Below are 22981 nucleotides of genomic sequence, written 5' to 3'. Positions count from 1 at the left end.
CCAACCTTGCGTTGACCCAGTTGCTGGACCCGATGTATCTACTCCAGGAGACCTGGCTCGCGAACGCGGTGCTGCCCGCCATCCTGGCGATTGTCTTCATCGAGACCGGTCTGCTGTTCCCGTTGCTGCCGGGTGACTCGCTGCTGTTCACCGGCGGCATGCTCGCCGCGCAACCGGGCTCGACCCTCTCGATCTGGGTCCTCGTGCCGTTGGTGATTCTCACAGCCTTCCTAGGCGACCAGTGTGCGTATTGGATCGGCCGAAAGATCGGTCCGGCCATCTTCAAGAAGGAAGACAGCCGCTTCTTCAAGAAGCACTACGTCACCGAGACGCACGAGTTCTTCGAGAAGCACGGCCCCAAGACCATCATCCTGGCCAGGTTCGTGCCGATCGTGCGTACGTTCATGCCGGTGCTGGCCGGTGTGTCGCAGATGAGCTACCGCAAGTACGTGGCGTTCGACATCGTCGGCGCGGTCCTGTGGGGTGGCGGCGTCACGATCCTCGGCTACTTCCTCGGCAATGTGCCGTTCATCCGCGACCACATCGAGGGAATCTTCCTGCTGATCGTGTTCGTCTCGATCCTGCCCGCGATCATCACGGTCGGTAAGAAGGTGCTCGAGCGCCGCAACGCACCGGGCGCGTCGGCGCAGAGCGGCGAGCTGGCTGCTTCGACGAACGAGACGCACTGATCCCTGTGACCGCAGTACCGTCGACCCTCGCTATGGGCAGCTTCGATCCGCTGATCTCAGCAGGCCCCGCTGTGGTCTGCACGGTGGTGCTAGTTTTCGTCTTTCTCGAATGCGCGTTCATCATCGGGCTGTTCCTGCCCGGTGATTCCATGCTGATCACCGCGGGCATCGTGCTCGCCTCGCACGCCAATGGCGAAGCGCAGGTCTGGGCGTTGTCGGTGGGCACCATGCTCGCCGCGATCGCGGGTAATCAGGTGGGTTATGTCGTCGGGGCGCGAACCGGGCACCGCCTGGTCGCGCGCAAGAACGGCCGATATATCAACACCAAGAATCTGGCCAAGGTCACCGATCTGCTCGAACGGCACGGGTTCCTCGCGGTACTGGTGGCCCGCTGGATTCCGTGGGTGCGCACGCTGTGCCCGATGGTGGCGGGTGCGGCCGGGATGGATCATCGGCGCTACACCGTCGCCAGCACGCTCGGCGCGGTTATCTGGGCGCCGGTGCTGTTGCTGATCGGGTACTACGCGGGCGAGTTCCTCGAACAGGTTCCGTGGCTGATGCCCGCGGTGATCGGCACGCTGGTCGTCGGTCTGATCGTCGGCACCGTCCTCGGTATCCGGCACTATCGCCAGGAGATGGCGCGGCCGGTCGAGGATTACGACCTCGAGCCGAGCGTCGCGGTCGAGTCCGAGCGCTGAGCTACAGCCCGGCCGCGGTGACCTGGTAGGCCGCTTCCATCAACATCCAGCCGGCCAGCTGCACGGACAGGTCGCGTTCGGGCACCGCCGAGGCCGTCACCGAACCGCCCGCAGTGAATTTGCCCGCGCCCGCGGTGCCGCCCGGCAGCCTGGCCGGCTTGCTCCAGTCGAATCCGAACAGCGGCTCGCCTTCGAACTCGAGCCGATTGGCCCAGGCGGCGGTGGCCGAGGCTTTGACGATGGCCGCGGCGGTGCGCCGATCGGTTTCGGCCTGCTTGCCCTCGCCGGGCAACATCAGGGCGACCACCGCGAGGTAGCGCGCCAATACGCCGTTGAACAGCCCACCGTCACCGCCACCGCCACCATTGATCACCAGGCGGGTGGTCATGTGTTCTTCCACCGCGGCCAGCAAGCCGCTGACTCGTTCGATGTGACGTTCGTCGTCGTCGGTGTGCACGGCCAGCTCGGTTTCCAGACCGAGCACGACTCCCTGGCAGTAGCTGAACACCGGGCGTTCGACCTCGCCCGAGGGTAGGTGGATCCCGTCGAGGATCAGGCCGGATTCGGGGTCGCGGAGGGTGGCGTCGAGCCAGTCGGCCACCTCTCGCGCGCGCTCCACCCGGCCGAGGCGTAAGAGCGCGATGCCCGCCGGGCCGTTGGCGGGGGCGTTGAAGAAGTCCGATTTGATCCGCCACGGAATACCGCCGCCGACCTCCGGTTCCCAGGCGCCATAGAGCTTCTGTTCGAGGGCGAGCAGGCCGCTGCGCGCCGAGGTGAGTTCCTGGGTGCGCTCGGCGCGTTCCAGGGCAATGGCCAGCCAGGCCATGTCGTCGTAGTAGCGATTGGTCCAGCCGGTGATGTTGCGTAGCCGGATGCCGCGGGCGATCGCGCCGATGCGCCTGCGGCGGGCGGGGGTGGGGACACGATTGGCGGCGTCGACCGCGACGTCGAGCAGGTGGGCCTGCCACCAGTAGTGCCAGCCCGCGAACGCTCGTTCGCGACGAGTCGCCGGCCAGCCGACAACACCCAATTCCGTTCCGGGACAACCCCACAGCGTCCGCAGATGCCGCGAGACGATCGCGGACTCGGCCATGTCGGCACGCTCGGACCACAGCGCCGGGGTGGGCACGGATCCGGCGCGATCAGAGGGCTGGGGGCGCCGGCCGCTGCGCGAGGTCATGGCTCCATGGTGCCAGGTGGTACCGACATTCCGTGCCCATTCCGTTACCAGGCCGCAGACAGGTCGGCGTGTTGACGGATCCAGGCGTGCATGGCGATGCCCGCGGCGACACCGGCGTTGATGCTGCGGGTCGAGCCGAACTGGGCGATCGAAACGGTCAGGGCCGCTGCGTTTTTCGCGTCGTCGCTGACGCCGGGGCCCTCCTGGCCGAACAGCAGCAGGCACTCGCGTGGCAGTTCGGCGGTCTCGAGCGGGACCGCGCCGGGCACATTGTCGACGGCAACCACCGTCAAGCCCTCGCGTGCGGCGAACTCACGCAGTTCGGCGAGGTCGCTGTGGTGGACGAGGTGCTGGTAGCGGTCGGTGACCATGGCACCACGCCGGTTCCAGCGCCGTCTGCCGACGATGTGCACCGCGGCGGCGGCGAAGGCGTTGGCGGTACGAACCACGGTGCCGATGTTGGCGTCGTGGCCGAAGTTCTCGATGGCCACATGGAAGGGGAAACGGCGGGCGTCGATGTCGGCGACGATCGCCTCGCGGGTCCAGTAGCGGTAGGTGTCGACGACGTTGCGGCGATCGCCCTCGGCCAGCAGAACAGGGTCATAGCGCGCGTCGGTGGGGACGGGGGTGTCGTATTCCTGCTCCCACGGACCGAGGCCGTGCGGGTGCTCGCCCCACTCGGTCGGGCCCGCGACCTCTGCTTCATTCACCCGGCAATGCTAGGCGGGGCCTCGCTACGACGAGGAATCGGCCATCGCGCCGACGATCATCAGCACCAGGGCGACGCCGAAGATCAAGACGGTGAAGGCCAGCAAGCACGTACCGACGATGCCGAGGATGTAGCCGGCGTACACCTGCGTGCGACCACCGATCTGCCCACCGGAGCCATCGATTTCAGCGAGCACGCCGCGACCCTTGAGCCAGGCGAACGGAGCGCACAACCCACACAGCGACATGCCGAGCACGCCGAGGACGAGGACCGTGGTGGCCTGCGGATGCTCGGGCGGCGGGCCGTAGTAGCCCTGGGGATAGCCCTGGGGCCCGTTGTCCGGGTAACTCATGACCGAAGCGTAATCGCGACCGCCCCGAATCGCCGTTTATCCTGGAGGGACAGAGTCTTTTCGGTGGTGAGCGTGATGGATCATGCGCGAGTTTCGCGGGCGCTGATCGGCGTCGTGGCGGGGTATCTGATCGCGCTCGCGGTGTGGTTGGGGTGGTTGGCTCCGCACGCGCCGCCGGGCACCGCACCGTTTCAGGTGATGATCATGGTCGGGCTGTTCGGTTCGGCGTGCGGGATCGCGATGACGTGGGCTTCGATGCCGACGCGGGCGGATCGGCGATTGCTCAGGCACGGGCTCGAGGGGTGGGCGCGCATCGACGGGGTGCACCCGTTGAGCCGGACCGATTACGCGAGTGAGCTCACCGAGTTCGAGGTGGAGCTCACGGTGCCCGGGTCCGAGAGCTACCACGGGACGATCGTGGTAGACGTGATGCCGGTGCACAAGCCCAGAATGGTTGTCGGACAGACAGTTCCGATTCGGGTGGACCCGCAGGACCGGGATCGGATCATCCTGGCGCTGTGAGCGGGGCGTGTCCGTTCGTCCGCGCGGGGTCGACAGTGGGCTCCGGGTTGTTCGACGGCGCGGGTGACGGGAGACCGACGATCGGGCGACCGCGGCGGAGGGTGCGCTGCCAGCGCAGGGGGTCGAAGACGGCCGGGTCGGTCTCCTCGATGAACGAGCGGATCAGTGCGACGAAGCGGTCGGGGTCGAAATGATGCGGGAAATGACCTGCGCCCGCGAAGATTTCGATGCGACTGCCCGGGAAGGCACGGTGCGCGCGATCCGCGTGACCCGACGGGATGACGGTGTCGCGGGTGCCGCCGACGACCAGCGTGGGCAGGTGGGCGGCGAGATAGCCGCGGTCGAGCATGGTGATCGTCTGGCCGCGGCGGTCGGCGGCCGCGCGGATGGTGCGCAGGAAGGCGTTGCGAGCGCCGGAGTCGGAGAGGTGGCCGTAGAGGCGGAGCACGTATTCGGCGTCGGGACCGAGGCCGAGGCCACCCAGTGCGGTGACGATCGGCACCGCGGCCGTCACCGCGGTGCGGACCGGCCAGCTGGTGATCGCCATCAGCGCCGGGCCTGCGCCTGCCAGTGTCGCGAGCCGGAACGCGGGGTGCACCCCCGCACCCATTCCCGCCGGGCACACCAGTGCGATCCGCTCCACCTTCTCGGGAAACTGGTAGGCGAACTGCATCGCGACACCGCCGCCGAGCGAGTGCCCGACGACGGTGATCCGCTCGATGCCGAGGATGCTGAGCAGATCGCGCATGCCGTTGGCGTAGGCCGCCACGGCGTAGTCGCCGCGCGGTTTGTCCGATTCGCCGTGGCCCAGCAGGTCAGGTGCGATCACGGTGTAGTGCTCGGCGAGCGCGTCGAAGACCGGCGCCCACGTCCCCGAGCTGTCGGTGATGCCGTGGATGAGCAGCAGCGGCGGACCGGTTCCGGCCATCCGGAACGCCCGGCGATACCCGTGCACCTCGATGAACTGCGCTTCCCCACTCATCTAGGAAGCGTGCGCGCGAGGTGTTGCGGCCCGGCGACACCTGAGTTAGCGCCGTGTGACACCGAGTATCACGAACTCGCCGGCGAGCGGGAACGCGAGACGCTACCGGTGCGAGATCCTACGTTCGGCCCCGATCACGGGGAGGCGGGACAGTGAGCAGGTATTGCGCGCAGGCGTAGGTCGCCAGGATGACGCCCTCGGCGATCCGGCGGGTGCGGTCGTCGCGGGCGAAGAGGCGGCGCACGACGATCAGCGCATCCGAGATCGTGAACAGCAGGGCCCCGACGCCGTAGCGACTGCGCGGGTCGGAGTTCGGAATGTTCAGGCCCGCGATGTTTTTCGCATCCGGGGCGAGAGCCGGGTCCGAAGCGAGGGTCGCGGCCGTTCCCAATGTCGCGCCGTAGGCGGTGAGCGGCAGAACGAGGTTCGGGGCTTTGGCGCGCAGCAAGCCCGCCGCGCCGACCCAGGCCACCACGCGCGGGAGGGCGATCTCGGGGCGCGGCCGGGCACCGCGCTTCCACCACAGCAGGGAGTAGCCGGTTTGCATGACCGCGAACGACGACGCGCCCGCGATGAGGCGGCGGTCGTCGTCGGGGTCGAGCAGCAGCACATCGCCGACCGTCGCGGCGGCCAGCGAACCGAGCAGCAGCCGGCGTTCGGCCGGATCGAGATCGACGCCGCCGGCCACCGTGTCGGCGGCGAGCAGCGGCATCAGCAGTGGCTTGGCGACCCATTGCAGGCGGTCGCGGCTGGTGACGGCACCGAACACGGTGACCGCCGCCGCCCCTAGATAAGCGGCGCGCAGCCCTCGCATGTCAGAAGCTCGGTTCCTTCGGGGCGGGCGGCAGCGTCACTACCTGGCCCGCGTAACTCAGACCCGCGCCGAAGCCGAGCAGCAGCGCGAGCTGACCGCCCTTCGCCTTGCCCGTGACCAGCATTTCCTCGATCGCCAGTGGCACGGAGGCGGCGGAGGTGTTGCCGGTGTTCTCGATGTCGTTGGCGATCGGGACACTCTCGGCCAGGCCGAGGTTCTTCTTCATCAGCTCGTTGATCCGGGCGTTGGCCTGGTGCGGGACGAACACCTCGATGTCCTCCTTGGCCACGCCGGAGGTCTCGAGCGCCGCGGAGAGCGCGCGCGGCAGCGTGACCGCGGCCCACCGGAAGACCTTGGGGCCCTCCATGTGCAGCGACATCCGGCCGACGGCCTCGACCGCCGGATCGGTGCCCTGCAGGGCCTGCGCCTTGTTCATGTACTCCAGGAAATCGACGTCCTGGGCGATCGCTTCGGCGTTCTCACCGTCGCTGCCCCAGACTGTCGGGGAGATGCCGTTGTCCTCGGCCGGACCGACGACCACAGCGCCCGCGCCGTCACCGAAGATCATCGCGGTGCCGCGGTCGGTGGGGTCGAGGCCGACGGTCATCGTCTCGGCGCCGATCACCAGCACATAGTCGAACGAGCCTGCGCGGATGAGGTCGGCGGCCACACCGAGCCCGTAACAGAAGCCACCGCAGCCGGACGTTAAATCGAAGGCGGCAACCCCGTTGAGCCCGAGGTCGAAGGCCACCGAGGGGGCGCCGTGCGGGGTGAGCTTGAGCCAGCTCGACGTGCACAGGACGACCGCGCCGATCTTGGATCGATCGATCGGGGTGTTGTTCAGCGCGCGCTCACCGGCGGCCGCGGCGATCGACCGGATCGTCTCGTCGCCACTGATCCAGCGCCGGTTGTGGATACCGGTGCGCTCGAAGATCCAGTCGGGCGTCGAGTCGAGGGTCTCGCACACTTCGGCGTTGGTGACGATGCGCTGCGGACGGTAGGCACCGATCCCGAGCATCGCAACGTTGTCGCGACCTTTGTTTACTGCAATGCTCACCACAGGTGACTCACACGTCCTTCAGACTTTCCGGACAGACCACGTCGTCATCCGGGTTCGGCGTTGTTCAGGCTATCCCAGGGCGAGATCGTCGAGACCGAGGATGGATCGATATTCCAGCCCCTCCTCGGCGATCACCTGGTCAGCACCGGTTTCCCGGTCGACAACGGTGGCAACGCCGACCACGATCGCGCCCGCGTCGCGCAACGCGCGCACCGCGGTGAGCGGCGAGTTGCCGGTGGTGGTGGTGTCCTCGACGACGAGCACGCGCTTGCCGACGATGTTGGGGCCCTCGATCTGGCGCTGCATGCCGTGCGCCTTGGCGGCCTTACGGACCACGAAGGCGTCGATCGGACGGCCCGGCGCGTGCATCACGGCCATCGCGACCGGATCGGCGCCCATGGTGAGCCCGCCGACAGCGTCGAAGTCCCAGTCGGCGACAAGCTCACGCAGCAGCGTTCCGATCAGCGGCGCCGCCTGGTGATGCAGGGTCGCGCGGCGCAGGTCGACGTAGTAGTCGGCTTCCTTGCCCGAGGACAGCGTCACCTTGCCGTGCACGACCGCGAGCTCGCGCACGAGGGCGGCCAGCTGGTCGCGATCGGCCTTCGTGAGCGCCTGACGTGCTTGGTCGATCATCTAAGTCATGTCCTTCCGCGTGCGTTGAAGAGTCCGCGATTCATGCGGGCCACCAGGGTGCGCGGGATGAAGCCCGCTACCGCGGTGAGCACCTTGTACTGCACGCCGGGCACGCTGATCACCCGGCCGGAGTCCAGATCCTGCAGGCACCCGTCGACGACCTGGTCGACGTCGAGCCACAGGCGCTCGGGCAGCGAACTCATCTCGATGCCCGCGCGCTCATGGAACTCGGTGTGCACGAATCCGGGGCACAGCGCTTGGATGCGGACACCGGTGCCCACCAATCCACCCGCTAAACCCTCCGTGAAGGATACGACGTAGGCCTTGGAGGCCGAGTAGGTCGACCCCCGTCCGGGGATCAACCCGGCCACACTCGCCACATTCACGATCGAACCCGCGCCCGCCGCGACCATCGGCGGCAGGGCCGCCCTGGTGAGTTGCAGGACCGAGGTGACGTTGACGTCGAGCTGGGCCTGCAGCTCTGCGGGCTCGAGGGTCCAGAACTCACCCGAATGCGCGAAACCCGCGTTGTTCACGAGGAATGCGATGCCCTGGGCGGCTCTGGCCGCGACGCGAGCGCGATCGTCGTCATCGGCCAGGTCGGCGACCACGACTTCGGCCGACGTGGCGAAACGGCGGGCCACATCGTCGGCGAGTGCGCGCAGGCGTTCCTCGTTCCTGGCGACGAGGACCAGGTCGTAGCCGAGGGCGGCGAGACGGTGGGCGAAACCCTGCCCGATGCCGGACGTCGGTCCGGTGATCATCGCGACGGGGCGGTGCACGCCGGGCAGACGTGAAGGACTATCAGACATCGCTGGTCGATTCCGGTCGACGGGGTGCCGCGACGACTACCGCGGCAGGTGGATCACTTCGGAACAGGGCCCTGGTAAGGGCGGAAACCGGGGTGGAACGGTCCGCCCGGCTGACCCGATTCCGCGTCGTCGAGCGGTGGCTCGGGGCGGGGACGCGGCTCGGGGACGACGGCCAGCGACGGGCGCTTCGGCGGTTCGCCGAGCGGGCGGCGGCCGGGGGCGGGCTGGTCTTCGAACTCGGGGTCGTCGAGATCGGGATCGTAGTCGGCGGGCAGAGCGGGGGCGCGGCCGCCGATCGGTGCGCGATCGTCCACGTCGCGGGTCGCGGAGCCACGCGGCGCGGAGGGCGCGTCGACTTCGGGGAAGCGGGCGCCACGGTAGGGCTCGTCGTCATCGGGCAGGCGGGCCGCGGAACCACGGGGGGCGAAGGGCTCGTCATCGGAGTCGAGTTCGTCGGGGCCGGGGAAACGGGCGCGGCCACGTTCTTCCACATCGGCGTATTCCGCACGGCCCGCAGCGAATTCGCGATCGTCGTCTTCGTCGTCGTACTCGGGTCGGAAACCGGGTGCGAGATTGGCACTCGACCGCGGCCGGGTGAACTCGTTCGGCTCGGCCACCGGGGGCAGCACGTGCAGCAGGCCGGACAGGCGGAGCACCACGTCGATGGCGGTCTCCCAATCCTTGGATCCGCTGCCGACGGGGAGCATGCCGAGGGTCCAGTTGCCCTCGCTCCACAGCATCTGCACGGTGTCGGACAGCGACTCGATGAAGCCGACCATCCGCTGATCCACCGCGTGGCGCGCGATCTCGGGGTCGGTGGCGAACACGACCCGGTCGCCGATGGCGCCGAGCAGTTCCAGATCGTGGTCCTTCGGCGGCGCGGCGGTCTTGAGCCGCATGTCGACATCGATCTCGGAGCCGATCTGGCGTCGCACGGCCACCAGGGTCGCGGCGTCCTCCAGGTCGAAGAGCACGAACTTCTCGCCCTTGCGAATACCGGAGACCACGTCGACCGCCGAGAGATAGCCGAGCTTGGCCAGCGCGCCACGGCGCCACGTCGAGGCGAGCGCGGGCTCCACCGACACGTAGGTGTAGCCCTGGGACTTCGCCCACACCTGTCTCGCGTGTCCGGTGCGCTGCCGCTGGACCCGATCGAAATACAGCAGGACGACCGCACCCACGAGTGCGATCGCTGCTAACCCGAACCACATAGCCGTCATCGTCGCCTAGCCTATCCAGCCGTCGCCGTGATTGCCCGGTAGCACCGGGGATTCGACGCGCGGGTCGCTCATCGGGGGCCGCCCGGCAACGCCGTACTGATAATGATCTTGGCGTGGATCGACCCGTCTGGGTTCTTGTCGCCCTGCACCATAACCATGTCGCCCACGGGAAGCTCGCTCGCCTTCGTGCTGGTCAGCGAGATCACCTGGGTGGCATCGTCGATCAGCACTCGCACATCGGATCCACCGAGGGTGCTCATGGTGATCTCGGTGCCGGTATTGGCGGTGATACTGCCCATGGTGGCGCCGAGATCTTCGCCGCCGCCGAGACCGGGCAGGCCGGGGAGCCCGCTCGTGCTCGGCGGAGAACCCGGCGTGGTTTGTTTCGGTGTCGGCGGGACGAGCAGCTGGCTCGTCGTCGGTGCCGAAGCGGTGTTGCCGCCCGAGTCGTTACCGCTCAGCACGAGACCGGCGAGCACCCCGCCGACCGCGATCAACGCCAGCACGCCCAAGCCGAGCGCGATCCACAAACCGATGTGACGTTTGGGAGGTTCCTCCTGGTCACCGTCCTGCGGCCGCGGTGGATACCCCGGCGGCGGCGCGGCGGGATAGCCCTGGCCGTAACCGGGTGGCGGCGCCTGGTAACCCTGGTCGTACCCCGGCGGCGCCTGCTGCGGCGGTGGTTGAGCTGCCGGATAACCACTTTCGTAGTCACCCCATTGCGCGTCGTGCGGCGGCAACGCCTGCGTCGGGTTCGACGGTTGCCCCCACTCGTCGAACGAATTGCCTCCGTACGGCGTGGTCGAGTCGGTGCCCGGCGAACCCAGCCGTTCGGTCGGCGAATCCTCCGGGCGTTGCCCCCACGGATCGTTCGGGTTCGTCATGGGCTCCAGGGTAGGACAGCCCGGTGCGTTTGGGAGGTCCCTACGCACCGGGCTGTGGATAAATCACGAGCTGTGGACAACTTCGCCTTCGACGACGAGCTTGTCGGTGGCGTCGTCCACACGCACCTTCACCGTGTCACCGTCGGCGACCGAACCGGAGAGCAGTTCCTTGGCCAGGCTGTCGCCGATGGCCTGCTGGATCAGCCTGCGCAGCGGTCGCGCGCCGTAGGCCGGGTCGTAGCCGCGCACGGCCAGCCACTGCTTGGCCTCCTCGGTGACATCGAGGGTCAGCCTGCGCTGCGAGAGCCGTTTCTGCAGCTGACGCAGGTTGATGTCGACGATCGACTCCAGTTGCTTCGCGTCGAGCGCGTGGAACATCACCACGTCGTCGAGCCGGTTGATGAACTCCGGCTTGAACGCGCGCCGCACCGCCTCCATCACCTGATCGCGGTCGCCACCGGCGCCGAGATTGGAGGTGAGAATGAGGATCGTATTGCGGAAGTCGACCGTGCGACCCTGGCTGTCGGTGAGCCTGCCCTCGTCGAGAACTTGCAACAAAATGTCGAAGACGTCCGGGTGCGCCTTCTCGATCTCGTCGAACAGCACCACCGAATACGGTCGCCTGCGCACCGCTTCGGTGAGCTGGCCACCCTGGTCGTAGCCGACATATCCGGGCGGCGCGCCGACGAGGCGAGCCACCGAGTGCTTCTCGCTGTACTCGCTCATGTCGATACGCACCATGGCGCGTTCGTCGGCGAACAGGAAGTCGGCGAGCGATTTCGCCAGCTCCGTCTTGCCGACACCGGTCGGGCCGACGAACAGGAACGAGCCCGTCGGACGGTTCGGATCGGCGACACCGGCGCGCGCCCTGCGGACCGCGTCGGACACGGCCTGCACCGCTTCTTCCTGCCCGACGACGCGGCCCGCGACCTCGGTTTCCATCCGCAGCAGCTTGGCGGTCTCGCCTTCGAGCATCCGGCCGACCGGCACCCCGGTCCACGCCGAGACAACATCGGCGATGTCGTCGGGAGTCACCTCCTCGTTGAGCATCACGTCACCGTCGGACGCCCCGGCACTGGCCTTCTCGGCGTCGGCGAGTTCCTTCTCCAAGTCGGGAATGCGCTTGTAGCGCAGCTCGGCGACCTTGCCGAGATCGCCGTCGCGCTCTGCCCGCTCGGACTCGCCGCGCATGGCCTCCAGTCGCTCCTTCAGCCCGCGCGCCGAATCGAGCGCGTTCTTCTCGTTCTGCCATCGGGTGGTGAGCTGGCTGAGCTTCTCGCGGTCGTCGGCCAATTCCTGGCGCAGCTTCTCCAGCCGCTGCTTGGACGCGGCGTCGGTCTCCTTCTCGAGCGCCACCTCTTCGATCTCGAGGCGCCGCACCGCCCGCTCGATCTCGTCGATCTCGACGGGCCGCGAGTCGATTTCCATCCGCAGCCGCGAAGCCGACTCGTCGATCAGGTCGATCGCCTTGTCGGGCAGGAATCGCGAGGTGATGTAGCGGTCCGAGAGCGTCGCCGCCGCCACCAGCGCGGAATCGGTGATCCGCACGCCGTGGTGCACCTCGTAGCGCTCCTTGATGCCGCGCAGGATGCCGATGGTGTCGGCCACCGACGGCTCGCCGACCAGCACCTGCTGGAATCGCCGCTCGAGCGCGGCGTCCTTCTCGATGTACTTGCGGTACTCGTCGAGGGTGGTCGCGCCGACCAGTCGCAGCTCACCGCGGGCCAGCAACGGCTTGATCATGTTGCCCGCGTCCATCGCCGAGTCGCCGGTGCCGCCCGCGCCGACGATGGTGTGCAGCTCGTCGATGAAGGTGATGATCTCGCCCGCGCTGTTCTTGATGTCGTCGAGCACGGCTTTGAGCCGCTCCTCGAATTCACCGCGATACTTCGCGCCCGCCACCATCGCGCCGAGGTCGAGCGAGACAACCTTCTTGTTGCGCAACGACTCCGGCACATCGCCTTCGATGATGCGCCGCGCCAGCCCTTCGACGATGGCGGTCTTGCCGACGCCGGGTTCGCCGATGAGGACGGGATTGTTCTTGGTGCGCCTGCTCAGTACCTGCACCACGCGCCGGATCTCGGTGTCGCGCCCGATCACCGGGTCGAGTTTGCCCGCGCGCGCCAGCTCGGTGAGGTCTGTGGAGTACTTCTCGAGCGCCTGGTAGCTGGCTTCCGGATCGGCAGAGGTGACCCGGCCACTGCCGCCGCGGACCGCGGTGAACGCATCGCGCAGGGCCTCCGGGGTTGCGCCGTGCTTGCGCAGCAGCTGAGCGACATCCGAATCACCTTCAGCCAACCCGACCAGCAGGTTTTCGGTGGAGACGAACTCGTCGCCGAGCTCGGTGGCGAGCTGCTGGGCGGCGGTCATCGCGGCGAGGACCTCACGGCCCAGTTGCGGTTTGGTGGTGGCGCCGGTGGCACGCGGCAGGCGGTCGACGAGGGCACCTGCCTCACGTTCGACTGTCGCCGGATCGACCCCGATGGCCTTGAGCAACGGTGCGGCGATGCCGTCTGTTTGATCCAGCAACGCCACCAGCAAGTGTGCCGGACGGATCTCCGGATTGCCCGCCGCCGCGGCGGCCTGAAGGGCGGTGTTGAATGCCGCCTGCGTCTTGGTGGTGGGATTGAACGAGTCCACGAATCTCCCTTGTGTGTGTCCGGTATCGACTTGTTCAACGCTCACAAAGTTGAGTCTGTTCCGCTCAACTACAAAAAATTTCACCGACTGCGAATCCGCGCTTCACGGTACGCCGCGACACCACCGAAGACGACCAATCACCGCATGTCGAACGGCTATCCGCCTAGGATTGCGATGCCCGGCTCACCCCCGATGCGAGGAGTTCACCCCCATGCGCGCGATCGTGGTTCAGAAGTTCGGCGCCACACCCGAGCTCGCCGATGTCCCGGTACCCGACGCGGGTCCCGGCGAGGTGCAAGTGGCGCTCGACGCGGCCGGGGTCAACCCGTTCGACCTGAAAATGGCCGACGGCATCCTGGAGGGCAAGATGCCCACCGACTTCCCGATGATCCTCGGCGTCGACGGCGCGGGCACCGTCTCGGCGATCGGCACGGGCGTCACCAAGTTCAAGGTCGGCGACAAGGTGGTCGGCAAATTCCTGACCGCGCCTGCGGGACACGGCAGTTGGGCGCAGTACGCCACGGTCCCCGAGGACGCGACCCTCGTCCCCATCCCCGACGGCGTCACCACGGTGGCCGCGGCGGCGCTGCCGGTCGCCGGCGTGACGGCCCAGGATCTGGTGGACGCCGCGCATATCCAGCCCGGCCAGACAGTGCTGATCGTCGGCGCGACCGGCGGTGTGGGTTCCTTCCTCGTCCAGCTGGCCAATATCGCCGGCGGCCATGTGATCGCGACCGCCCGCGGCGACGCCACCGACCAGGTCGCGCGCCTCGGCGCCGCCGAGACTGTCGACTACACCCAGATCCGCCCCGCCGACCCGAATGTCGACGATCCGGACCCGGCCACCCGCCAGGACTCGAGCATCACCGACGCCGTGCGCTTCACCCACCCCGACGGCATCGACGTCCTGTTCGACCTGGTCAGCTCAGCAGGCGATTTCGCCTCGCACGCGACGCTCGTCCGGCGCGGCGGACACGCCTACTCGACGATCTGGTCAGCCGACGAAGCCATGCTGCGCGACCGCGACATCACCGGTGGAAACTTCGAATCCAAAGGCCGCTCACCAGAATTGAGCCGCCTGCTGTCCCGGGTATCCGCCGGTGATGTGGTGGTGCCGGTGCAGATGACGGTCCCACTGGAGGCCGCTCCCGCCGTCCTCGGCCAGGGCAGCGCACGCGGAAAAACCGTCCTCGCCATCTGATCCGCGGGCGGCCGACAGCTTCCTGGTGTTTGGTAGTGCGGCCATATCCAACGCGCACTTCGCGAAGCGACGGCGGCGATGCGACCCCATCGGCGCTGACCGGCTCAGCGGGGGAGGTAGGTGCCGGTGCGGGCCTTGGTCGCTGTGGTGGTGAGGATGGTGGCGAGGGTGGATTGGATTCGGGTGGGGGTGGTGGGTTTGGCGATGAAGGTGGTTTCGCCGTAGAAGACGTAGCGGCCGTCGCCGGGGATGTCGTGGAGTTGGAAGTCGTCGCGGCCTTCGGTGTGGCGGTTGTCGACGCTGCCGTGGGCGTAGACGCCGATGTGGGTGAGGGTGGTGGTGGGTTTGGCCAGGAAGGATTCGAGTTGTTCCCGGGGGGTGGGGTTCCAGCGGTCGCGGACGTGCGGGCGAGGGGCCGCGAGTTCTGCTGCGGTGACCCGGATTTCGCGGCCCTTGCCGGGCGCGACTTTGGGGAGGGTGGACAGGACGGCGGCGGCCAGTGCGTCCGGGTCGAAAAGGTGGAGGGTGATGTCGCCGGGGTTGGTCTCGTCGCCGGGGGCTTGGACGGCGAGGGAAGCGTAAGTATCTCGGGCGCCGCCGTGGGCCCGGATCGTTTTGACGCCCTTGGACGCTCCCGCCACTTCGACGCGGGCGTGCGGGGCGAGCAGGGCGGCCATGGCACGGTCGAGATCACTGTCGAACTCGGCCATCAGGTTCTCCGCGGCCTTGCTGCGCAGGCGCAGGACCTCGGCGTGGGTTTCGACGTCGGTATGGCGATGATGCAGTGGGTACGGGAGGACGTCGCGGCCCGCGGCTTCCCACAGGGTGCGGAAATCTAACGCGGTGAAATGCCAGGTACGCACGGGAGATCTACTCTGTTCCATCAGGATCGGCGACTAGTCGGCGCCGATGACCGGCGGGACCATCTTGGGCAGGGTGTCCAGACCGGTGAGTTCGTCACCGTTCTCCTGAGTGATGAGGTAGTCGGGGATTCCCTTGGTCGATTCGTCGTCCTTGCCGCCACCCTTGCCCGCGCCGGGGCTCATCATGCCGGGCATACCGGAACGGCCCGCTGTGCCCGTGCCGGTGCCACGGCCCCCAGCGCCGCCGGCAGACGTCGGGCTGCCGGCCACCGCACCACCCGGCGTTCCCGCGCCCGGTGTGCCCGCACCCGGCGACCCACCGCCGGGCGAGCCTGCGCCGCTCGGTGATCCGGACGGCGAGCCCGAACCGGGGACGGTCGAGCTCGGGGTGGTCGAGGCGGGGGTGGTCGAGCCCGGCTCCGTCGACTCGGGAGTGGTCGAATCGGGGGTGGTCGAATCGTCTGTGGAGTCGTCGGTGTCGTCCGGGTCGGTGGTGGGAGTGGTCGACGCCGGGGTGGTGGGCTGCGTCGTCGTCGCCTGGGTAGTGGGCTGCGTAGTAGAACCCTGAGTGGTGGATTGTGTTGTGCTGCTCTTTTTTTCAGGCTCGCCGCCGCCGTCTTCGACGGTCTTCGGAATGGGGATCACCGGGACTTTGTTGTCGGACTCGTAAATGACCGGGGCGTAGACGGTTTGGAGGATGCGCACGGCTTCGACTCGCGCGTTCTCCTGCGCGACATCATCATTGCGCCACCCACGCCCGGTGAGCAGGGCTCCGACATTGTCGAGACCGCTGCGGTGCTCGGGCTCGTGGGGAACGAGACGTTTTGTCGGTTCGAGGCCGGTACGGAGTTCGTCCAGTTTGGTGCTGGTGAGCGCGGCGGCGGTGGTGACCTTTTTTCCCGTAGCGTCATATGCCGCAACAGTTTGCGCTGCCGCGTTCGCTGCGGAACCTGCCCAGACGTCTGGGGACATGCCGCGGGATATCTGCTTGCGGAACTCGTCGAGGGATGTGCTGTTGCGGGTAGAGATTTCGTTCCAGGAACTGATCAGGGCGGAAACGGAGTCGAGATCGATCTTGTCGACCTTGGCGCGCAGTTCCTCGACGGTGCCGGGGAACAGGTCGTTCCTCGTCACCGCAGCCGGGCGGTACTCGCCGTCGAAACCGAGCTCGCCCGCCTTCTGGCGGTTGCGATCACGCTGGGTGTTGTACTGGTTCTGGATATCAGCGATTTCGGAGCTGTCGAGTTCTCCGTCGTCACCCGAGAACGGGGACATGACGAAGTTTCGGAGGTTGCCGAGTAGGTCGACGCCGCTGATGCTCTGCATGCCGGTCATTCAGCTCACCTGCTCAGTGACGTAGTCGAGAGCGTTGGCGTTCTCGATGTCTTTGCCCGCAATGCGTTTGAAGGAGATGGAGAAGACCTCGCGCAACTGCTTCACCGCCTCGATGTCCTTGAGGATGACCTCGTAGATCGAATTCGGATCGTTGCCAGCTTGAGCACGGAACTTCGCCTCGAGCTGTCTGGCAATGTCGAAATCACCGAAACCGCTTACGTTCTGGGCTCTTTGAGACGTGATCAGGATTTTGTCGAGATCGGTCAGTCGCTGATCACATGCCTTGAACATGTGATAGGCCGCCGCCTCGTCGTTCAAGTAGACCTCGCCCGCACGAGCCTGCGACAAAAGCGTGCTGTAAGCCGTCGTATCAGCCATTTGCCCTCCCTGCTATCGAGGGAAAGTCGGGACGAGCGCGCTTGCCGCGTTGTTCAGGTAGACGCACGGTTCCTCGAGGCCGTCAAGGCTGGCACGATTCATAACCTCGAGTTGCACCACCCCGCCCTGAGTCGCGAAGACCACGTCGCAGATCAGGTTGCGAGAATCGCCCGCGACCTTGAACTTCCTTCCGGGGCGACCAGCCACGGTGACATCAGTGAAATCAACGTTGCCTGGCTTGGCCTCGAACTCCGCGAGGGACTTGGCAGATGCGTAGACCGTCAATCCGTACTTGGGGGCCATCCATCCACAGATCTCCCACCCGGGCTGCGGAACCCCCGCGACACCCTTCTCTTCCGTCGCCGGATCCACCCCAGCCTCCGTCAACGCAGCATCCGAAATCTCCGTGCACGGATTCCACAACACCGGCTTGGCCGTGGTCGTCGCCCCCTTCGACGTCGACTCCCCCGAGTCGCACCCGACCAGCCCGACAACCGCCAAACCGGCAACCACCATCGCCGTACCTGCGCGTTTCATCCCCACCCCTTCCGGCCGAGTACTGCCTTGACCAGGCACATTAGCACGGTCAACCGACCAGAGCCGGGGCCGCGTAAGTTGTCGGAGCATGAGCGAACTTCGACTTTCGGCGCCGTTCGACGGGCGCAATCCCGAGGGCAAACCGGTGGTGAACCGGTCGGCGGTGGACTCCGATATCCAGGATCAGGTGCTGTCCTACCTCGAGCACGCGCCGGTGATTCTGAGCGCCCGCGGCCACGACGCCGACGAGTTCGACCCCACCCAGCGCGACGTGCCGTTGAACTTCCACACCGACGGCGCGTTCGTCTGGCCGGGCGCTGTTCCCTACTACCTGCGCAAGTACGGGCTGCCGCCGGAGGCCGCGCTGGTCCAGCACATCGTGGGCAAGGGGTTCGAGATCGGGGAGGTCGACGAAGGGGCACGGCAGGCGGCGGTGCAGAAGGTCACCGGCTGACGCGGTGTCAGCGCAGGCGTTCCGTGGGCAACACGACGGCCGAACTACCAGCGTCGACGCACAGCCGCCTTGGAACCGGCCACCAAGCTGTTCGCCGGGACGTCGTCCGCGACGACCGCACCCGCGGCGATCACCGCGTCGCGACCGATGCTGACGCCGGGCAGAATCATCGCGCCCGCGCCGATCCACACGTTGTCCGCCACGTCGATCGGCGCACCGGTGAGGAATCGGCGCCGTTCCTCCGGATCGACGGGATGGCCCATGGTGATGAAGGTGGCCTTCGGGCCGACCATCACGCCCCGGCCCAACCGGATTCCGGCGTAGTCGAGGAACGTGCAGCCCTGATTGATGAACACGCGCTCGGCCAGGTCCAGGTTCAGACCGTGATCGGTATAGAACGGCGGGTAGATCGTGAGACCCGCGGGGAGCGGACGGCCGAGGATCTCCCCCAGCAGCGCCGCCTTTCCGGCCTCGTCGTCGAAGGGCAGACCGTTGAGACGGGACGTCAACGCGCTGACCTGCAGAACTCGCTCGTGCATCGCCGTGAACTCGGCCCCGAGAACCCGTTCACCCCTGGCCAGAAGTTCGGGATCGTGAATCTCCATGAAGTTGTCGCTCGCCATCCCTCGATTCTCACGCACCTTCGCGCGCGACCCGCAAGATCACCGACGCGTATCGATGATGGGGAGATCGTGCTGATCGCAGACGTGGGGTTTACGATCCGTGCGGCTGGGAACGGGCGTGACGAGCATCCCTGCACCGAGACGACGGTTTCGGGGGATACTGGGGACGGCGGCACCGACGGGTGAGCCACATTGCGGCAATTGCAGAGAAATGGAGCTTGACGACGTGGATGCGCGTTCGCTTGCGCTGGTCCGCGCCGATTTCCGCGGGGTGTCGGAGACACCCGGTGGGTCCGAGCGGCTGATCAGCGCTTTCTACGGTCACCTGTTCGCGCAGGATCCGAGATTGCGTGAGCTGTTTCCGCCTGCCATGGACATGCAGGCCAAGCGGATCACGACGGCGGTGCAGTTCGTCCTCGACCATCTCGAGGACTTCGAACGCGCCCAGCGCTTCCTCGAGCAACTCGCCCGCGACCATCGCAAGTACGGGGTCGAGGCCGACCACTACGACCTGGCCGGACGCGCGCTGCTCGCGGCGCTGCGAACCTTCCACGGCAATCGCTGGACCAGAGAACTCGATGAGGGCTGGCGTGACATCACGCTGCTGATCTCGGCGTCGATGGCGATCGGCGCCAACGAGGACACCTCGCAGCCGTACTGGGACGCGACCGTGGTGGGTCACCGGCGAGTGCTCGACGATCTGGCGATCGTGCGATTACAGGCCGATGGGCCCATTCCGTTCAAGGCCGGACAGTATGTGCCGGTCGCGGTGCCGCAGCGGCCGAATATGTGGCGCTACTTCTCCCCCGCCATCCCCGCGAACCCGTATGGCGAGATCGAATTCCATGTGCGGCGGATCAGTGGCGGCTGGGTGAGCCCGGCGATCGTCAACGACACCAAGGTCGGGGACCGGTGGAAGATCGCCGGGCCGCTCGGTGGGTTGCACGTGGACCGGGAGTCGGGCCGCGATGTGCTGATGATCGGCTCCGGCACGGGCATCGCGCCGTTGCGGGCGCAGCTGATCGAGATGAGCCAGCGCGGGATCAATCCGCGCGTGCACTTCTTCATCGGCGGGCGCTATCCCGGCGACCTCTACGACGTGGACAACATGTGGCAGCTCTCGCAGTCCAATCCGTGGCTGACCGTGGTGCCGGTGTGCGAGGAACACACCAATCCCTGGTGGTATCCCCAGGATTCGGGTGCGACGCCGATGGGCATGCCGCGCCGCCTGGTCGGTAATCTGGGAGCGGTGGTGACCAGCTTCGGCGCGTGGTCGGATCGTCAGATCCAGATCGCGGGATCGCCGTCGATGATCGCCAACACCCGTTACGCGCTCCAGCGGGCCGGTACACCGCTCGAGATCATCGCCGCCGACCCCGTCTGAACCCGCCCGCGACATCGCGAAAGAGGCTGATGAGCAACGCTTTTCCTGACCCCGCCTGGACGGCGACCGTCGTCGGTCACCACCGCTTGCGCCACGACCTCGCCGTGATCCGGCTGATCGGCGATTTCGTGCCGTTCGAGGCGGGCGGTTCGGTGGAGGTCGAGGTGCCGCAGCATCCGGGCGTGCGGCGGCGGTTCTCCCCCGCGCTGCCGCCCTCGCTGGACGGCAAGCTCGAGTTCCATGTGCGCACGGTGCCCGGCGGGTGGTGTTCGAGTTCCATCGTCGCCGACACCAAACCCGGTGATCAGTGGCGAATCAACGCCCCCCACGGGGTTTTCGCGGTCGATCCCGACGCTGTCGAGGTGGTGATGATCGCCGGCGGTACCGGGCTGGCGCCGATGCGCGCTCAGATCCTGGACCTGGCCCGTCGTGACACTCCGCCGCGCACCTATCTGTTCTTCGGTGGCCGCTCGCCCCGCGACCTCTACGCCAACGACATGTTGTTCCTGCTGTCGGGCGAATTGCCGTGGCTTTCGGTCATTCCGGTTGTCGAAAGCCCGGAAGATCCTGCGGTGCGCGATGAATGGCACGAGCAGACCCGCTCCGACGTGGGCTTCGGACTCGAGGAAATGCTCCACGGCACCCTCGCTGACGTCGCCGCAGCCCACGGCCCGTTCACCAAACACCAAGTCCTGGTCTGCGGTTCGCCCGCGATGGTCCGCACCACCGTCGACCGTCTGATCGAAGCGGGAACTCCCCCGGCCAACATCATCTCCGAAGGCGCCTGAGGACCACGGGCCGGTTTCGCGGCAAACCCGCGGGTCAGAACAAGGGGTCGTGGCGGATCGACTGGGCTTGGGTACCGGCCGCCATCAGGCGGAACTTGGTGGTCTGGACCATCGAGGGGGAGCCGACGATTTGGACGTCGCGGTCTGCCCAGGGGCCGTAGCTGGCGACGACCTTGCCGATTTGGCCGGTCATGCGGGGTTCCAGGCCGGGTAGATCCGGCTGGGGGTCGCCGGAGTCGTAGTACCACCAGGGGTTTTCGTCACTCTCGGTGACGGGGGTGACGGTGAGCCATTTGTTGGCGATGGCGAGTTGGCTCAGGACCTGGAGGTCGTAGAGATCGCAGGGGTGGTGACCGCCGACGAACAGGTGCACCTTCGGGTTGACCCGGCGCTGGGCCATCGCCATGATCTGCGCGCGCAGGGGGGCGATGCCGGTGCCACAACCGACCATCAGCATCTTGCGTTTGGTGTTGCGCGGTACGCCGAGACCGCCGAGCGGCGAGCCGAGCGCCCACTGATCACCGACGGCGGTGTGCGCGACCATGGCGGGGCTGACCCAGCCGCCGAGCACGCCGCGAACGTGGAACTCGATCTCGCCGTTGGGATTGGCCGGGTTCGCGGGCGAGAGATAGCGCCACATCCGTGGCCGCGAGGGGATCTGCACGCTGAGGTACTGACCGGCGGCGTACTGCATCGGCACGTCGAGCTGGACCCGGACGATCGAGAGATTGCGCAGCACCTCGCGATGTTCGACGACGGTGCCCGTCCAGGTAGCCGGGGTGGTCTCCTTGTCGGCGGCGCTGATCATCGCGCCACTGATAGTGGCCAGACCTTCGTCCCATGCGCTGGCGACCTCGTCGGTCCACATCTCCGCACCGGCGAACAACCGCATGGCGGATTTCAGCGAGTTGGCCACGGCCACATAGTGCGCCGGTTGCACGCCGTATTTGCGATGGTCGCGACCGAGCTGGGCCAGGAACGGCAGCAGCTTGTCGGGCTCCTCCAGCCGGTCGAGGGCGTAGGAGATCGCCGTGACGAGCCGGTCGCGCTGGGAATCCATGGCAGCCGGGAAGTAGTCGCGGACACCGGGGTAGTCCGTGAAGAGGATCGAGTAGAACGACCTCGACAGCTTCTCGGGTCCACCTTCTTCCGCAGCAACCGCCTTGAACGTAGTACGGATCAAAGCGACAGTCCGCGAATCCATATGTGTCACAACCTCGTTTCGCCATCGAACGCTAGCCGCGCCGGCGAGTGACGGGCTGGGAGGACACTCGTCAGCAGCCGATGCGAGAAGTCTAGGCGAGGTTTGCCAGCTTAGGAATCGTACTCTTAAACATCACGCATGTAATTCGCGAAATACCAGGCGGTTCCTAGTAGTTTCTCATGAAAACATACCTCAAGCCCGTTAATTGCGGGTGAACAGCCGCTCACGATTCTCGAAACCACCAGGAATATCAGGCAATTGGTGACCAATGGCCCTGGTAGAGCGACCCTTCCGCTACGTCGACCGCATGCGGCAAACCGGCGCGCCGAGCCATGACACGCATGGTAGGCGCACCCGAGTGGCTGGTCGCCGGGCGCGAATTGCCTTCCGATTGGTCCGAATTCAGCATCCGGACAGCAAACTTTTGGACGTCCACGGTGATAAATCCCCACCTCAGCGCGCCGCGACGCGACTTCCGATCAGCAAGATCACGAATAAGTGAGTTGCTGGAGAGTCACCAGCCGGTCGCCGGGGGTTGACCGGAGACGAACGAGCCCCCGGCTCGCATCCACCACAGCGGATGGGCGAACCGGAGGCTCGTCGAATCGAAGACGACTCAGCGCCGATGGCGTGGCTGCCACACCACGAGCGCGGTACTGCGCGCGGGCGGCGACAGATCGGGCCGGTAGCCCGCCCGCAACCGCTCCATCTCCGCGCTCATCTCCTCGACGCGCTGCTGCAACGCCTCCACCTGATTGGTGAGCTCGATGATGCGCTTGATGCCGGCGAGATTGACGCCCTCGTCCTGCGACAGGCGCTGCACCTCGCGCAGCACCTCGACGTCGCGGGCCGAATAACGGCGTCCGCCACCCGAGGTCCGTTGCGGGGTGACCAAACCCAGCCGATCGTAGGTACGCAACGTCTGCGCGTGCATCCCCGCCAGCTGAGCCGCCACCGAGATCATGAAGAACTCGGCACGCGCGGTAGCACCCGAAACGGACTTCGGATCATCGGACATC

Annotated in this window: 25 protein-coding genes; 7 read left to right on the top strand and 18 right to left on the bottom strand. The window is 67.0% G+C overall.

Annotated features, from left to right (window positions below):
- Positions 1 to 32 precede the first annotated feature (32 nt).
- Entirely contained in the window at positions 33 to 689 is a 657-nt protein-coding gene (locus ACFQ9R_RS31445; RefSeq protein ID WP_378995918.1) for a DedA family protein, read from the top strand.
- Positions 690 to 721: 32 nt separating this feature from the next.
- Entirely contained in the window at positions 722 to 1387 is a 666-nt protein-coding gene (locus ACFQ9R_RS31440; RefSeq protein ID WP_378995916.1) for a DedA family protein, read from the top strand.
- A 1-nt stretch (position 1388) separates the two neighbouring features.
- Here ACFQ9R_RS31440 and ACFQ9R_RS31435 read toward each other — a convergent pair whose 3' ends face one another.
- The 3 genes from ACFQ9R_RS31435 to ACFQ9R_RS31425 all read right to left on the bottom strand — a co-directional run bounded on the left by ACFQ9R_RS31435 (position 1389) and on the right by ACFQ9R_RS31425 (position 3628).
- Positions 1389 to 2480: a glycoside hydrolase family 76 protein gene (locus ACFQ9R_RS31435; protein WP_378995914.1), complete on the bottom strand. Its 1092-nt coding sequence runs from the start codon at positions 2478 to 2480 to the stop codon at positions 1389 to 1391.
- A 131-nt stretch (positions 2481 to 2611) separates the two neighbouring features.
- Positions 2612 to 3277 carry a TrmH family RNA methyltransferase gene (locus ACFQ9R_RS31430; protein ID WP_378995876.1) on the bottom strand — a complete coding sequence of 222 codons (666 nt, stop codon included), beginning with the start codon at positions 3275 to 3277 and terminating at the stop codon, positions 2612 to 2614.
- Positions 3278 to 3301: 24 nt separating this feature from the next.
- Positions 3302 to 3628 (bottom strand): DUF4190 domain-containing protein, encoded by a 327-nt coding sequence (locus ACFQ9R_RS31425; RefSeq protein ID WP_378995874.1) that lies wholly within the window; start codon positions 3626 to 3628, stop codon positions 3302 to 3304.
- Positions 3629 to 3703: 75 nt separating this feature from the next.
- Here ACFQ9R_RS31425 and ACFQ9R_RS31420 point away from each other — a divergent pair, with 75 nt between their 5' ends.
- Positions 3704 to 4150: a hypothetical protein gene (locus ACFQ9R_RS31420; protein ID WP_378995872.1), complete on the top strand. Its 447-nt coding sequence runs from the start codon at positions 3704 to 3706 to the stop codon at positions 4148 to 4150.
- Here ACFQ9R_RS31420 and ACFQ9R_RS31415 read toward each other — a convergent pair.
- From ACFQ9R_RS31415 to clpB, 8 genes are all read right to left on the bottom strand, one after another.
- Entirely contained in the window at positions 4134 to 5132 is a 999-nt protein-coding gene (locus ACFQ9R_RS31415) for an alpha/beta fold hydrolase (RefSeq protein ID WP_378995870.1), read from the bottom strand. The two genes, ACFQ9R_RS31420 and ACFQ9R_RS31415, sit on opposite strands and share 17 nt — an antisense overlap.
- A 118-nt stretch (positions 5133 to 5250) precedes the next feature.
- Positions 5251 to 5946, bottom strand: a complete 696-nt coding sequence (locus ACFQ9R_RS31410; protein WP_378995868.1) for a lysoplasmalogenase — start codon at positions 5944 to 5946, stop codon at positions 5251 to 5253.
- Between the two features lies 1 nt (position 5947).
- On the bottom strand, positions 5948 to 7006 hold the full coding sequence (locus tag ACFQ9R_RS31405) for a beta-ketoacyl-ACP synthase 3 (RefSeq protein WP_378633570.1): 1059 nt from the start codon (positions 7004 to 7006) through the stop codon (positions 5948 to 5950).
- A gap of 69 nt (positions 7007 to 7075) precedes the next feature.
- Positions 7076 to 7639 carry an orotate phosphoribosyltransferase gene (gene pyrE, locus ACFQ9R_RS31400; RefSeq protein ID WP_358061648.1) on the bottom strand — a complete coding sequence of 188 codons (564 nt, stop codon included), beginning with the start codon at positions 7637 to 7639 and terminating at the stop codon, positions 7076 to 7078.
- A 5-nt stretch (positions 7640 to 7644) separates the two neighbouring features.
- Positions 7645 to 8451 (bottom strand): SDR family NAD(P)-dependent oxidoreductase, encoded by an 807-nt coding sequence (locus ACFQ9R_RS31395; RefSeq protein WP_378995866.1) that lies wholly within the window; start codon positions 8449 to 8451, stop codon positions 7645 to 7647.
- A gap of 53 nt (positions 8452 to 8504) precedes the next feature.
- Positions 8505 to 9671: a hypothetical protein gene (locus ACFQ9R_RS31390; protein WP_378995864.1), complete on the bottom strand. Its 1167-nt coding sequence runs from the start codon at positions 9669 to 9671 to the stop codon at positions 8505 to 8507.
- A 68-nt stretch (positions 9672 to 9739) separates the two neighbouring features.
- Positions 9740 to 10555: a DUF5666 domain-containing protein gene (locus tag ACFQ9R_RS31385; protein WP_378995862.1), complete on the bottom strand. Its 816-nt coding sequence runs from the start codon at positions 10553 to 10555 to the stop codon at positions 9740 to 9742.
- 63 nt (positions 10556 to 10618) lie between these two features.
- Positions 10619 to 13195 (bottom strand): ATP-dependent chaperone ClpB, encoded by a 2577-nt coding sequence (gene clpB, locus ACFQ9R_RS31380; RefSeq protein WP_378995860.1) that lies wholly within the window; start codon positions 13193 to 13195, stop codon positions 10619 to 10621.
- Positions 13196 to 13406: 211 nt separating this feature from the next.
- On the opposite strand from clpB, the gene ACFQ9R_RS31375 reads away from it, so the two are divergent.
- Complete coding sequence (locus ACFQ9R_RS31375; RefSeq protein ID WP_378995858.1) at positions 13407 to 14396, top strand: NADP-dependent oxidoreductase; 990 nt, start codon at positions 13407 to 13409, stop codon at positions 14394 to 14396.
- A gap of 104 nt (positions 14397 to 14500) precedes the next feature.
- Here ACFQ9R_RS31375 and ACFQ9R_RS31370 read toward each other — a convergent pair whose 3' ends face one another.
- Genes ACFQ9R_RS31370 through ACFQ9R_RS31355 form a run of 4 tightly spaced genes read right to left on the bottom strand, consistent with a single transcriptional unit; the run spans position 14501 to position 17509 of the window.
- Positions 14501 to 15259, bottom strand: coding sequence for an ESX secretion-associated protein EspG (locus ACFQ9R_RS31370; RefSeq protein WP_378995856.1), 759 nt, complete (start codon positions 15257 to 15259; stop codon positions 14501 to 14503).
- A 33-nt stretch (positions 15260 to 15292) separates the two neighbouring features.
- Positions 15293 to 16594 carry a hypothetical protein gene (locus ACFQ9R_RS31365; RefSeq protein ID WP_378995854.1) on the bottom strand — a complete coding sequence of 434 codons (1302 nt, stop codon included), beginning with the start codon at positions 16592 to 16594 and terminating at the stop codon, positions 15293 to 15295.
- Positions 16595 to 16972, bottom strand: a complete 378-nt coding sequence (locus tag ACFQ9R_RS31360) for a hypothetical protein (protein ID WP_378995852.1) — start codon at positions 16970 to 16972, stop codon at positions 16595 to 16597.
- 12 nt (positions 16973 to 16984) lie between these two features.
- Positions 16985 to 17509, bottom strand: coding sequence for a DUF3558 domain-containing protein (locus ACFQ9R_RS31355; RefSeq protein ID WP_378995850.1), 525 nt, complete (start codon positions 17507 to 17509; stop codon positions 16985 to 16987).
- 88 nt (positions 17510 to 17597) lie between these two features.
- Here ACFQ9R_RS31355 and ACFQ9R_RS31350 point away from each other — a divergent pair, with 88 nt between their 5' ends.
- Positions 17598 to 17963: a hypothetical protein gene (locus tag ACFQ9R_RS31350; RefSeq protein ID WP_378995847.1), complete on the top strand. Its 366-nt coding sequence runs from the start codon at positions 17598 to 17600 to the stop codon at positions 17961 to 17963.
- A gap of 44 nt (positions 17964 to 18007) precedes the next feature.
- Here the strand turns inward: ACFQ9R_RS31350 and ACFQ9R_RS31345 are convergent, their stop codons facing one another.
- Positions 18008 to 18586, bottom strand: coding sequence for a DapH/DapD/GlmU-related protein (locus ACFQ9R_RS31345; RefSeq protein ID WP_378995845.1), 579 nt, complete (start codon positions 18584 to 18586; stop codon positions 18008 to 18010).
- Between the two features lie 226 nt (positions 18587 to 18812).
- Between ACFQ9R_RS31345 and ACFQ9R_RS31340 the strand changes: the two genes are divergently transcribed.
- Together ACFQ9R_RS31340 and ACFQ9R_RS31335 are read left to right on the top strand one after the other, a co-directional pair.
- Positions 18813 to 19970: an FAD-binding oxidoreductase gene (locus ACFQ9R_RS31340; RefSeq protein ID WP_378995843.1), complete on the top strand. Its 1158-nt coding sequence runs from the start codon at positions 18813 to 18815 to the stop codon at positions 19968 to 19970.
- Positions 19971 to 19999: 29 nt separating this feature from the next.
- On the top strand, positions 20000 to 20758 hold the full coding sequence (locus ACFQ9R_RS31335) for an FAD-binding oxidoreductase (RefSeq protein ID WP_378995840.1): 759 nt from the start codon (positions 20000 to 20002) through the stop codon (positions 20756 to 20758).
- Between the two features lie 34 nt (positions 20759 to 20792).
- On the opposite strand, the gene ACFQ9R_RS31330 is transcribed toward ACFQ9R_RS31335, so the two are convergent.
- Complete coding sequence (locus tag ACFQ9R_RS31330; protein WP_378995838.1) at positions 20793 to 21962, bottom strand: FAD-binding oxidoreductase; 1170 nt, start codon at positions 21960 to 21962, stop codon at positions 20793 to 20795.
- A 616-nt stretch (positions 21963 to 22578) separates the two neighbouring features.
- Positions 22579 to 22980, bottom strand: a complete 402-nt coding sequence (locus tag ACFQ9R_RS31325) for a heat shock protein transcriptional repressor HspR (RefSeq protein ID WP_378633530.1) — start codon at positions 22978 to 22980, stop codon at positions 22579 to 22581.
- Position 22981: the final 1 nt, after the last annotated feature.

Source organism: Nocardia sp. NPDC056541, assembly GCF_042794235.1.
Lineage (GTDB): Bacteria > Actinomycetota > Actinomycetes > Mycobacteriales > Mycobacteriaceae > Nocardia.
This window is presented reverse-complemented; position numbering and strand designations above follow the sequence as displayed.

Coding starts and splice junctions, on each gene's coding strand:
- ACFQ9R_RS31445 (WP_378995918.1), top strand. CDS start 33: ATGTATCTACTCCAGGAGACCTGGCTCGCGAACGCGGTGCTGCCCGCC.
- ACFQ9R_RS31440 (WP_378995916.1), top strand. CDS start 722: ATGGGCAGCTTCGATCCGCTGATCTCAGCAGGCCCCGCTGTGGTCTGC.
- ACFQ9R_RS31435 (WP_378995914.1), bottom strand. CDS start 2,480: ATGGCCGAGTCCGCGATCGTCTCGCGGCATCTGCGGACGCTGTGGGGT.
- ACFQ9R_RS31425 (WP_378995874.1), bottom strand. CDS start 3,628: ATGAGTTACCCGGACAACGGGCCCCAGGGCTATCCCCAGGGCTACTAC.
- ACFQ9R_RS31420 (WP_378995872.1), top strand. CDS start 3,704: ATGGATCATGCGCGAGTTTCGCGGGCGCTGATCGGCGTCGTGGCGGGG.
- ACFQ9R_RS31415 (WP_378995870.1), bottom strand. CDS start 5,132: ATGAGTGGGGAAGCGCAGTTCATCGAGGTGCACGGGTATCGCCGGGCG.
- ACFQ9R_RS31410 (WP_378995868.1), bottom strand. CDS start 5,946: ATGCGAGGGCTGCGCGCCGCTTATCTAGGGGCGGCGGCGGTCACCGTG.
- pyrE (WP_358061648.1), bottom strand. CDS start 7,639: ATGATCGACCAAGCACGTCAGGCGCTCACGAAGGCCGATCGCGACCAG.
- ACFQ9R_RS31395 (WP_378995866.1), bottom strand. CDS start 8,451: ATGTCTGATAGTCCTTCACGTCTGCCCGGCGTGCACCGCCCCGTCGCG.
- ACFQ9R_RS31390 (WP_378995864.1), bottom strand. CDS start 9,671: ATGACGGCTATGTGGTTCGGGTTAGCAGCGATCGCACTCGTGGGTGCG.
- ACFQ9R_RS31385 (WP_378995862.1), bottom strand. CDS start 10,555: ATGACGAACCCGAACGATCCGTGGGGGCAACGCCCGGAGGATTCGCCG.
- ACFQ9R_RS31375 (WP_378995858.1), top strand. CDS start 13,407: ATGCGCGCGATCGTGGTTCAGAAGTTCGGCGCCACACCCGAGCTCGCC.
- ACFQ9R_RS31365 (WP_378995854.1), bottom strand. CDS start 16,594: ATGACCGGCATGCAGAGCATCAGCGGCGTCGACCTACTCGGCAACCTC.
- ACFQ9R_RS31360 (WP_378995852.1), bottom strand. CDS start 16,972: ATGGCTGATACGACGGCTTACAGCACGCTTTTGTCGCAGGCTCGTGCG.
- ACFQ9R_RS31355 (WP_378995850.1), bottom strand. CDS start 17,509: ATGAAACGCGCAGGTACGGCGATGGTGGTTGCCGGTTTGGCGGTTGTC.
- ACFQ9R_RS31350 (WP_378995847.1), top strand. CDS start 17,598: ATGAGCGAACTTCGACTTTCGGCGCCGTTCGACGGGCGCAATCCCGAG.
- ACFQ9R_RS31345 (WP_378995845.1), bottom strand. CDS start 18,586: ATGGCGAGCGACAACTTCATGGAGATTCACGATCCCGAACTTCTGGCC.
- ACFQ9R_RS31335 (WP_378995840.1), top strand. CDS start 20,000: ATGAGCAACGCTTTTCCTGACCCCGCCTGGACGGCGACCGTCGTCGGT.
- ACFQ9R_RS31330 (WP_378995838.1), bottom strand. CDS start 21,962: ATGGATTCGCGGACTGTCGCTTTGATCCGTACTACGTTCAAGGCGGTT.
- ACFQ9R_RS31325 (WP_378633530.1), bottom strand. CDS start 22,980: ATGTCCGATGATCCGAAGTCCGTTTCGGGTGCTACCGCGCGTGCCGAG.